We start from the raw sequence: 10,782 nt of genomic DNA on the forward strand, positions 1-10,782 counted from the left end.
ATTCTAACTCAAAAGAGGAAAGGATCAATGAAACGAGTACTCACTGTTTTTTTCAATGACATCTTAGCCCGATTTGGTATAATAGCCATGAGGTGAAGGAAAATGTTAGAGACAGTTGAAGAATCAATTCAGTGGATTCATAGCCGTTTACCATTTGGTATGCGTCCAGGGTTGGAACGAGTCGAAGCGTTATTAGCACTCGTTGATCACCCAGAGAAAAAAGTTCCGATGATTCACATTGCGGGAACGAATGGTAAAGGATCAACCGTTAGTTATCTAAAAAACATGCTTCAAGAAATGGGCCTAAAGGTCGGCAGTTTTACTTCGCCGTATATCGAAACATTCAATGAGCGAATCATGATTAATCAAACCGTTATTACGGATGAAGCACTCATCGCGCTTGTCGATAAATACAAGCATCTTGTCGAACAAATGGATCAAGATGAAAAGCTCGTTGGGATAACCGAATTTGAATTGTTGACCGTCATGGGATTTGACTATTTTGCGGAACAAGCGGTGGATGTTGCGATTATTGAAGTTGGTTTAGGGGGATTATTGGATTCAACCAATGTCATCACGCCAATTTTAACTGGCGTTACAACCATTGGCATGGATCATACCGATATCTTGGGAGACACAATGGAAGCAATCGCTTTTCAAAAAGCGGGTATTCTTAAAGCAGGTATCCCATTAGTTACCGGGAACATAGGAGAAGATGCTTTAGCGGTTATTAAAGAACAGGCACAAAAAAAACAGGTACCAATCACTCAATTGCAGCAAGATTATACCGTAACTTACCAACGGCCAGCTGAAAACTGGGGTGAAATTTTCGACTTTTCCAATGAGTTTGGTAAAATCAAACAATTAAGAACACCGTTACTTGGTGCGCATCAAGTAGAGAATGCCGGTTTAGCCATTGCACTATTTTACGCTTACTGCCAGCAACAAAACATTCCCGTTCAACACAAATGGATTCGCGATGGATTAGCTAAAACGACTTGGCCGGCACGAATGGAACGTGTGAGTGAGCAACCATTGATTATTTTAGATGGTGCACATAATGAGCATGCAATCACTCGTTTGGTTGATAACATGCAACGAGAATTTAAAGGAAGAAAAATTCTGATTTTATTTTCCGCGCTAGAAACAAAAGATATCTCCGGTATGTTGAAACAATTAACGGAATTACCAAAAAGCCAAGTCTTGTTAACGACTTTCGATAATCCTCGAGCGATTCGTTTAGCAAACAATTATGAAGCCATCAATCCTAAGAAACTTTCTGTGGCTTCATTATGGCAAGTTGGTTTTTCTGAATTATTAGAACAAGCAACGGAGGATGATGTGATTTTAATTACGGGTTCTTTGTATTTTGTATCAGAAGTTAGACAATATTTACTTAAATTAAAAGGAGAAAATAAATGAAAACTTACCAAGGCATCATTTTTGATATGGACGGGCTGTTGTTTGATACCGAAAAATTGTACTATCAAGCAACACAGGAAATGGCTGATAAAATCGGTTTATCCTATTCAGAAGAGTTATACCATCGTTACATTGGGATAAGCGATGAAGAGTTATGGGAAATTTACCATGAGCTGTATGATCCGGTCATTGGGGCCCAAGCGGTCAATGAATTTATTGCGACAACATTTAATTTAACAGTTGAGATGTTTGAAGCTGGAGAAGCAGATTTAAAAGAAGGGGTATTGGAGTTGTTGGAATTTCTAAATGAAAAAGAAGTTCCCAAAATGATTGCCTCTAGTAACCAACGTCGTTTAATCGATATTTTATTGAATAAAAATAAAATCACACATGAATTTGAAACAATTCTCTCGTTTGAAGACGTTAAACGAGCAAAACCAGATCCAGAGATTTTTGAAAAAGCGCATCAGTTTTTAGCGCGCCCTAAAAACGAATTGTTGATTTTAGAGGACTCAAAAAATGGTGTGTTTGCCGCTCATGCAGCAGGCATTGATGTCATCATGATTCCGGATTTGGTGGCACCGACTTCAGAAGTCGAAGAAAAAGTCATTGAGATTTTCCCGAGTTTAACAGCAATTCCATCTTTTTTAAATAAGTAAAAAGCCCCTTTGCGTATCTTATTAGTAAGAATGCGCAAAGGAGTTTTTTTTATGATAGAAGAAAAAAAGCAGCTGATACCCAAAAGTTCAATGCCGAGGGAACGGCTATTAGATTACGGTGCCGAAGCCTTATCGAATCAAGAATTGTTAGCAATCTTGTTACGAACAGGAACACGGCCTTACAATGTGATGGAATTATCGGGGCTTATTTTAGCTGAATTTCCCAGTTTATACGATCTTAAATCAGCGACGTTAAATGAGTTGCAACAAATAAAAGGCGTTGGAGCGATACGTTCCATTGAATTAAAAGCAATGATGGAATTGGGGAGTCGGGTTCATCGAGCGTTACAACCGAAATATGGCAAAATTCGTTCAAGCATGGATTTGGCGATGCAATTAATGGAAGAACTGAAAGATTACCAACAGGAGCATTTGCTGTGTTTGTATTTAAATACCAAAAATGAAATCGTTCATCGCCAGACGCTATTCATCGGTTCGCTTAATCAATCAATTGCGCACCCACGCGAAATTTTTCGTGGTGCAGTTAGGCATAGTGCCGCTCGAATCATTATCGTGCATAATCATCCAAGCGGGGATCCGGCTTCTTCCGCTAATGACCGTGCATTCACAAGCCGTTTAAAAGAATGTGGTGAGATGATGGGGATTGAATTATTGGATCATTTGATTATTGGAAATGAATCGTATGTCAGTTTACGAGAGGAAGGTTTTTGGGAGCGCTTGTAAAAATTAAAAATAAGCAATAGATGGTTGCAAAGTTCGGTATTTACGTGTAATATAGGGTATGTAATTTTGTTTCGCAAGTAGAGTTAAAGCAGTAAAGGTTTGACCTCTATGTGTATGACGAACAAAGGTTACAATTATCATTGTGCACAAGCACTAGGAGGTTATATTTATGGAAAATGGAACAGTTAAATGGTTCAACGCAGAAAAAGGATTTGGTTTTATCTCTCGTGAAGATGGTAGCGATGTATTCGTACACTTCTCAGCAATCCAAGGTGACGGATTCAAGACTGTAGAAGAAGGCCAAGCAGTAACATTTGATGTTGAAGATTCAGATCGTGGTCCTCAAGCAACAAACGTTAACAAAGCTTAATTCAATCAATCCAAAAGAACTATGACAAACTTTGTCATAGTTCTTTTTTAATCTTTAGGAAATGGCATAAGCAAAAAATCATTAGGAATATTTCGCTCATGAAATTATGTTATCTAAACGATGCAATCACTTATTTAAAATTAGGAAAGTTGTCACGTAAAAAAGAAACAGCTAGATTATTTCAATCTAGCTGTTTCTTTTTTATTCTGTTTCTGGTGTCATAACCATTGATAAAATCATTGGGTGACGTTCTGTTTTTTCAAATAGGAAAGGTTGTAAGGCAGCAGACATTGCTTCTCTTAGCTTGTATTCCGTACAGTTTGATTGGTTTAAGGCTTCTCTTAAACTGTTAAAAAGAATCGTTTGTCCTTCGCTAATCATTTCGCCTGATTCACGCATATAGACAAAGCCACGAGATAAGATGTCTGGACCCGCTAAAATTTCTTTGCGCTCAATATCAACAGTTGCGACTGCTAAAACCAGTCCTTCTTCTGAAAGAATACGGCGGTCTTTTAAGACAACATTTCCGATGTCACCAATACCGCTACCATCAATATAAACATCATTTGCATTAAAGTGACCAGCCATCCGAGCAGAATCTGCCGTTAAAGCTAACATATCACCATTTTCCATGATGAAGCAATTTTCGCGTGGAATACCAGTGTCTTGTGCAAGTTCTGTATGGATTTTTAGCATACGGTACTCACCATGAACGGGCATAAAGTATTTAGGTTTCATTAATCGAAGCATTAATTTTTGTTCTTCTTGACCACCATGACCAGAAGTGTGAATGTTATTCAATTTACCGTGAATAACTTCAGCACCAGCTTCTAGGAGTAAGTTGATCAATTGATTCACGCTCTTTGTGTTTCCAGGAATCGGTGAACTTGAGAAAATCACGGTATCGTCGGGGTGAACTTGGATTTGACGATGCGTGCCATTAGCGATGCGACTTAGCGCTGCCATGGGCTCCCCTTGAGAACCGGTACATAGAATCATTGTTTCATTAGCAGGTAACCGATTGATCTCAGAAGCATCAACAAAGGTACCATTCGGAACATTAATATAGCCTAATTTTTGTCCATTGATAATGGCATTTTCCATACTGCGTCCAAAAACGGCAATTTTACGTCCGGTTGCTACTGCAGCATCGGCTGCTTGTTGTAAACGGAAAATATTCGATGCGAAACTCGCAAAAATTACGCGACCTTCAATTTTTTCAAAAATTTTGACGATCGATGCCCCAATAGTTTTTTCAGATTTAGTAAATGTTGGAACTTCAGCATTTGTACTATCTGATAGTAAACAAAGTACACCTTCTTCACCAATTCGTGCCATTTTATGTAGATTTGCAGGTTCACCAACTGGCGTAAAATCAAATTTAAAGTCACCCGTTGCAACAACATTACCAGAAGGTGTTTTTACAACGACACCGAGAGCATCTGGGATACTATGAGTTGTACGGAAAAAACTAATTGCTGTTTTTCGAAAGCGAATAATGGTTTCTTCGTTAATCTCATGTAAAGTGGCGTCGCGCAGTAGCCCATGTTCATCCAACTTATTCGTAATAAGTGCAAGTGCAAGTGGGCCAGCATAAATTGGGATATTGGCTTGGCGTAATAAATACGGGATGCCTCCAATGTGATCCTCATGACCATGAGTAATGATCAGACCTTTGACTTTTGCTAAGTTTTGGACGATATAACTATAATCAGAAATTACATAGTCAATTCCAAGTAATTCATCTTCAGGAAACTTAATTCCTGCATCAATCAAAATAATTTCGTCTTGGAATTGAACCCCATAACAGTTTTTTCCGATTTCGCCTAAACCACCGATACCAAAGACGCCTGTTTCGTTATTTTTTAGTGAAACTTTCATTTTAAAACTCCGTCAAAGTGAAGTCTGCATTTTCTTTTTCATATTCTAAATGATTGCCTTCTAATAATTGAAGAAACTCAATATTGTATGGGGTATTGTCTTCAACTAGTTGGCGTGCAAGGACTTCACTTTCTGCTTCAATGTAAAGAGAGTGCGTTTGCTCTCTCTTAGGGTTTTGCTCTTTGCTCTTTTGATAAAAAACTTTATAAATCATGTAAAAATCTCCTTTATTTGTTGAGGTATTTTTGAAGGTTGTCATTTTAACACAACAAAATGAAGGTCACTGTGAGACAGACCTTTCGTAAAAAGATAACTTTAAATATACTTTTTTCAGACGTAAGTGAGAAAAAAGAGAAAGTCTCATCGATGCTTTCTGCCTGTTTAATGTAAAAAATTCAACCGAACGTTTCTGTATAACAATACAGGATTTGTTTTTATTTTATCACAGAAATCATAAGAAGTATAGAAAGACTAATTAATTAAAGTAGCAGTGACTGGTTGTCAATCACAAGTCGAAGATTCTGCGATTATCAGAAAATTTCTATATATAAAGTAGAAAAGATTCATTACGTATAAAAAAGCCATGGGATTAATGAATTCGCCTCTTTTTTTACTGAAAATCATTTGTTATAGTTAAGAAAGGAAAAAGGAGGGATTTCATGAAGTTAATGTGGCGTTACACGATTAAAAACAAAAAATTATTGTTTTTCAATTTTATGTTTGTTTTTGGCTTTATTTTAATTGAACTTGGTTTACCGACCTTGCTCGCCCGATTAATTGATAACGGGATTTTAAAAAATGATGTAGAGTATGTCAAAACAATAGGATTATCGATGATTGGTATTGTTGCCATCGGGATTATAATGAACATCTTGCTTGGTTTTGTAACAGCTCGCATCACAACGAATATTGTCGAAAGTATTCGTAATGATTTGTTTGAGAAAATTCAGAGCTATTCACATAATGAATATGAGGAAATCGGTGTATCTTCGTTAATTACTCGAGTAACGAATGATGCGTATCAAATCATGTTGTTTATGCAAAATATTTTAAGAATCGGTTTTACGACACCGTTAATGTTTATTGTCAGTCTTTACATGGTTGTTCGAACAAGCCCATCGCTTGGTTGGTATGTGCTAGGAGCATTGCCCTTCCTATTGATTGGTATTCTCGTGATTGCAAAAAAATCTGAACCAATCTCAAAAGGACAGCAAACCAATTTGGATCGAATCAATGCAATTTTGCGTGAAAACTTATCGGGCTTACGTGTTGTTCGTGCTTTTGTGAATGAAAAATTTGAAGAAAAGCGTTTTGAAACGGTCAATGAGGCTTATACGGAAAGTTCTAAAAAACTCTTTCGCTTAATGGCTATTGCACAGCCAGGTTTTTTCTTTCTATTTAATATTGTGATGCTCCTAATTATTTGGTCTGGAAGTATTCAAATTGACTCGGGTGATTTACTATTAGGTGATTTGATTGCATTTATTGAATACATCTTTCATGCGTTGTTTTCATTTATGCTCTTTGCGACTGTCTTTATGATGTATCCGCGAGCAGCGGTATCAGCAAATCGGATTGAAGAAGCTTTCGCGGCAGAGCCTTTGATTAAAGACAAAGAAGATGGTGTGACAACAACGGAAACAAAAGGGTACTTAGAGTTTAAAAATGTGACGTTTGCTTATCCAGGACCTTCAGAAACACCAGTGATTCGTAATATTAGTTTTACGGCAAATCCAGGTGAAACGGTGGCATTTATTGGAAGTACCGGAAGTGGAAAATCAACGTTAATCCAGTTAATCCCACGTTTTTATGACGTGAGTCAAGGTCAAATTTTGATTGATGGTGTGGATGTCCGTGAATACAAACTTGCAGCACTTCGTCAAAAGATTGGTTATATTCCGCAAAAAGCTTTGCTTTTTACGGGAACAATTGGTGAGAACCTGCGCTATGGAAAAGAAGATGCCACGCTAGAAGAAATGAATCGCGCATTGGAAATTGCACAAGCTTCAGATTTTATTTCACAATTATCAGAAGGCGTGAACACAAGAGTTTCAGAAGGTGGTACGAATTTTTCGGGTGGTCAAAAGCAACGGTTAGCCATTGCTCGTGCAGTGATTCGTCAGCCAGAAATCTTTATTTTCGATGATAGCTTCTCAGCGTTAGATTATGCAACAGATGCGCGCTTACGTGAGCGTCTGGGTAAAGAAACGACCGAATCGACAACTTTAATTGTCGCGCAACGTGTCGGTACAATTATGGATGCCGATAAAATTATTGTTTTAAATGAAGGTGACGTGGTAGGAATGGGCACGCATAAAGAGTTATTGAAATCGTGTGCCATTTACTATGATATTGCGGCATCACAATTATCAGAAGAGGAGTTGGCAAAATGAAAAACCTTTCTTCTTTGAAACGCTTAGCAAGTTATCTAAAACCGTATAAAGTAGGCTTTAGTTTTGTTCTCTTATTTACGGTGGGAACGGTCATTTTTAATGGGTTGTTACCATATGTTTCAGGATTGCCAACGACAGAAGTGGCAAAAAATTTAGCGCAAGGTCAACCACTGAATTTTGACTATATTAAAAAGACCCTCGTGTGGATTTTTATTGTGGGCTTGGGTTATGGGGTCTCACAACTTCTTGCAGGGATTTTAATTACGAATGTCGTACAATCTGCAATGAAAGATTTACGCCGAGACATTGAATCCAAAATTAACCGTCTGCCGGTCTCTTATTTTGATAAGAATCAACAAGGGGATGTTTTGTCACGCGTCACAAATGACGTTGATGCGGTGAGTGGAGCGATGCAACAAGCGTTAATTGGGATTTTTAATGCGGTGTTAAGTATTGCTATCGCCGTCGGAATGATGTTTTATATCAATGCAGTGATGGCATGGTTAGCGATAATTATGATTCCAGTATCGTTAATTATTTCAAAAATAGTGGTATCAAAATCACAATCACACTTTAACAATATGCAAAATGCTTTAGGAGAATTAAATGGTTATGTGCAAGAAACTATGACCGGTTTTAGTGTGTTGAAGGTTTATGGACGGGAGAAAGAAGCGCTAGAAGGCTTTAAAGAAACCAATCATAAATTACAATATTATGGTTTCCGTGCAGCGTTTATTTCAGGATTAATGATGCCACTTGTCCAACTGACCGCTTACTTGGCCTACATTATGGTTGCGGTTGTCGGTGGGTTTTACGTGATGAGTGGGGTCATTGTTGTCGGGCAATTACAAGCATTCATTCAATACATTTGGCAAATTAGCCAACCGATGGGAAATATCACCCAGTTATCAGCGGTACTCCAAAGTGCTTCGGCTTCGGCTAAACGCGTGTTTGAAATCTTAGATGAGCAAGAAGAAACGCAAAACGAATTCAATTTATCCGTGCCTGAAACGGTTCATGGGGAAGTAGTTTTTGAGAATGTTGATTTTTCTTATGCACCAGATAAGCCCTTGATTGAAAACTTGAACTTTACCGTAAAAGCTGGACAAACGGTTGCCATTGTTGGACCGACAGGCGCAGGTAAAACAACATTGATTAACTTGTTAATGCGTTTTTATGATGTTAGTGCAGGAGCAATCAAGATTGATGGTCTTGATACAAAACAAATGGCGCGCAGTGATGTCCGTTCACTCTTTGGTATGGTTTTACAAGATGCCTGGTTATATGAAGGAACTATTGCGGATAATATTCGTTTTGGAAAACTTGATGCGACCGAATACGAAGTTGTTGACGCTGCAAAGACAGCAAACGTCGATCACTTTATTCGCACAATGCCGGAAGGATATGACATGTTAATCAACGCAGAAGGTGATAACGTCTCACTTGGTCAAAAACAACTCTTGACGATTGCTCGTGCGGTGATATCCGATCCGAAAATTTTGATTTTGGATGAAGCAACAAGTTCGGTTGATACCCGTCTAGAAGCATTGATTCAAAAAGCGATGGATAAAGTGATGGAAAATCGGACGAGTTTTGTAATCGCACATCGATTATCAACTATTCGCGATGCGGACTTAATCTTAGTGATGGATAAAGGTTCGATTATTGAACAAGGTAATCACTTAGAGTTACTTGCAAAAGGTGGTTTTTATGCGAATCTGTATAATAGCCAATTTTCAGAAGAAGCAGAATAATTTTAAAAAAACTCATTCATAATTTTCTAATGAATGAGTTTTTTTGTATCCAATCATGTATAATAGATAAGTTAGCATTAATTTAAAGGAATGAATAATTGTGAAAAACCAAACAACTGTCCGACGTCTTCAGTTCACTTGCTTATTTGTCGCAAGTATCTTGTTAATCTTCCCGTTTTTTCAAACACCATTTGCTCTGCAAGAGGTTTCTGCCCAAACGACGTATCAAAAACAACCAGTGGGGCAATACGGAACGATTACTTATGAACATTATCGTTTACATGAAACCCTCGATGGGGAAAAAATTCAGCCAACATCAGACAAGAGTTACTTAAATCAGACATTTTGGATCAAAGACTCTTATCAAAAAGGGATTGAAATGTATTATTCGCTAGAAAACAGTCAAGGAGAAACGATTGGATTGATTCAATCTTCTAGCGTTGTTTTGACGAATGACCAAGCTGAAGGACATAAGCAAGCCATTGTTGCGACGAAGGAAATAACGACAAGTGATCTGTCTATTTTTTCAAATTTTTTATGGCAGAAAAAAGACGTAACAGATGAGTTTGTCGGGCAAAAAGTCCGATTAAAAGGAGCCTATCATCATTTTAACGGTAAGGTATACTACGATACCTACGATTTAAACAATAAATGGTTAGGTTTCTTATCTGAAGAAGCCTTTAATGAAGTAAGTGAAACCGATCAGTCTCTTGTGAATGAAGAAATCATTGAAGAAGAGCAAGAAGAAGTGATTGAAACCACCGAAACAACAGAGCAATCAAGTCAAGAAGAAGTTGTCAACGAAGACACAGTCCAAGAAAGTACAGTTGACGTCCCGGAACAAGAGCTTCCTGTTTTACCGATGTCGTCTTATTTGCTCGGGGGTCAAATAGCAAGTGCTAGAGTTCGCCGAATTGAAGACCATACTTCGCTTGCACAACCAAGAAATTTTTATGCTGCAACTTACAAAAACAAGAATGAATTCGTTGAAAAAATCGCCAAGGACGCACAAGAAGTAGCCAATCAATATGGTTTGTATCCATCGGTTATGATAGCCCAAGCCATTTTAGAATCGGCTTACGGTGAGAGTCAATTAACAAAAGAGGCGAATAATTTCTTTGGTATTAAGTTTACAGTTGGGGCGGATGAAGGCCGCTTTGGTCGATATGATATTCATTCGGATGAATTCGTCAACGGGAAGCGCGTATCACTTGCAGCCTCGTTTCGTAAATATCCAACGGCTAAAGCATCATTAGAAGATAATGGTAAGTTATTAGCCCAAGGTTTAAGTTGGAACCGTACTTTTTATCAAGCGAGTTGGCGCAAAAATGCAGCAACCTATAAAGAGGCAACAAAGGGATTAACCGGTAAATATGCAACGGATCCGCTTTATGATTCAAAGTTGAATCAACTAATTGAAAACTGGAACCTTAGTCAATACGATTAAAAAAGTTGTTGAGTAAATAAAAAAAGCCTGAACTTACGTGATATGATATGCTCCCCTCATAGTAGACACTAGAAAAAACAAAAATTCTAGTCTACTATGAGAGGAGTTTTTT

The 10,782-nt window shown here is 37.8% G+C and carries 9 protein-coding genes; 7 read left to right on the top strand and 2 right to left on the bottom strand.

Going from position 1 to position 10,782, the window contains the following annotated elements:
* The first annotated feature begins 102 nt into the window (after window positions 1-102).
* The 4 genes from IEV09_RS12270 to IEV09_RS12285 all read left to right on the top strand — a co-directional run bounded on the left by IEV09_RS12270 (window position 103) and on the right by IEV09_RS12285 (window position 3,195).
* Window positions 103-1,422, top strand: coding sequence for a bifunctional folylpolyglutamate synthase/dihydrofolate synthase (locus IEV09_RS12270; RefSeq protein WP_188368589.1), 1,320 nt, complete (start codon window positions 103-105; stop codon window positions 1,420-1,422).
* The gene (locus IEV09_RS12275; protein WP_188368590.1) at window positions 1,419-2,081 is read left to right on the top strand and encodes an HAD family hydrolase; all 663 of its coding nucleotides are present in this window, start codon (window positions 1,419-1,421) and stop codon (window positions 2,079-2,081) included. Before IEV09_RS12270 ends, IEV09_RS12275 begins: the two co-directional genes overlap by 4 nt.
* Window positions 2,082-2,132: 51 nt before the next feature.
* Window positions 2,133-2,825: a RadC family protein gene (radC, locus tag IEV09_RS12280; RefSeq protein ID WP_188368591.1), complete on the top strand. Its 693-nt coding sequence runs from the start codon at window positions 2,133-2,135 to the stop codon at window positions 2,823-2,825.
* A 169-nt stretch (window positions 2,826-2,994) separates the two neighbouring features.
* Window positions 2,995-3,195 (top strand): cold-shock protein, encoded by a 201-nt coding sequence (locus IEV09_RS12285; RefSeq protein ID WP_188368592.1) that lies wholly within the window; start codon window positions 2,995-2,997, stop codon window positions 3,193-3,195.
* 201 nt (window positions 3,196-3,396) lie between these two features.
* On the opposite strand, the gene rnjA is transcribed toward IEV09_RS12285, so the two are convergent.
* Both rnjA and IEV09_RS12295 read right to left on the bottom strand, forming a co-directional pair.
* The gene (gene rnjA, locus IEV09_RS12290; RefSeq protein WP_188368593.1) at window positions 3,397-5,076 is read right to left on the bottom strand and encodes a ribonuclease J1; all 1,680 of its coding nucleotides are present in this window, start codon (window positions 5,074-5,076) and stop codon (window positions 3,397-3,399) included.
* Between the two features lies 1 nt (window position 5,077).
* Window positions 5,078-5,290, bottom strand: a complete 213-nt coding sequence (locus IEV09_RS12295; protein ID WP_188368594.1) for a DNA-directed RNA polymerase subunit epsilon — start codon at window positions 5,288-5,290, stop codon at window positions 5,078-5,080.
* A 445-nt stretch (window positions 5,291-5,735) separates the two neighbouring features.
* On the opposite strand from IEV09_RS12295, the gene IEV09_RS12300 reads away from it, so the two are divergent.
* The 3 genes from IEV09_RS12300 to IEV09_RS12310 all read left to right on the top strand — a co-directional run bounded on the left by IEV09_RS12300 (window position 5,736) and on the right by IEV09_RS12310 (window position 10,670).
* A complete protein-coding gene (locus IEV09_RS12300; RefSeq protein ID WP_188368595.1) occupies window positions 5,736-7,469 on the top strand; it encodes an ABC transporter ATP-binding protein in 1,734 nt (577 codons plus the stop codon).
* The gene (locus IEV09_RS12305; protein ID WP_188368596.1) at window positions 7,466-9,223 is read left to right on the top strand and encodes an ABC transporter ATP-binding protein; all 1,758 of its coding nucleotides are present in this window, start codon (window positions 7,466-7,468) and stop codon (window positions 9,221-9,223) included. Before IEV09_RS12300 ends, IEV09_RS12305 begins: the two co-directional genes overlap by 4 nt.
* Before the next feature lie 100 nt (window positions 9,224-9,323).
* Window positions 9,324-10,670, top strand: coding sequence for a glucosaminidase domain-containing protein (locus IEV09_RS12310; RefSeq protein ID WP_188368597.1), 1,347 nt, complete (start codon window positions 9,324-9,326; stop codon window positions 10,668-10,670).
* The last annotated feature ends 112 nt before the right edge of the window (window positions 10,671-10,782 follow it).

This window comes from Enterococcus alcedinis (assembly GCF_014635985.1).
In the GTDB taxonomy this organism is placed as follows: Bacteria; Bacillota; Bacilli; order Lactobacillales; family Enterococcaceae; genus Enterococcus_I; species Enterococcus_I alcedinis.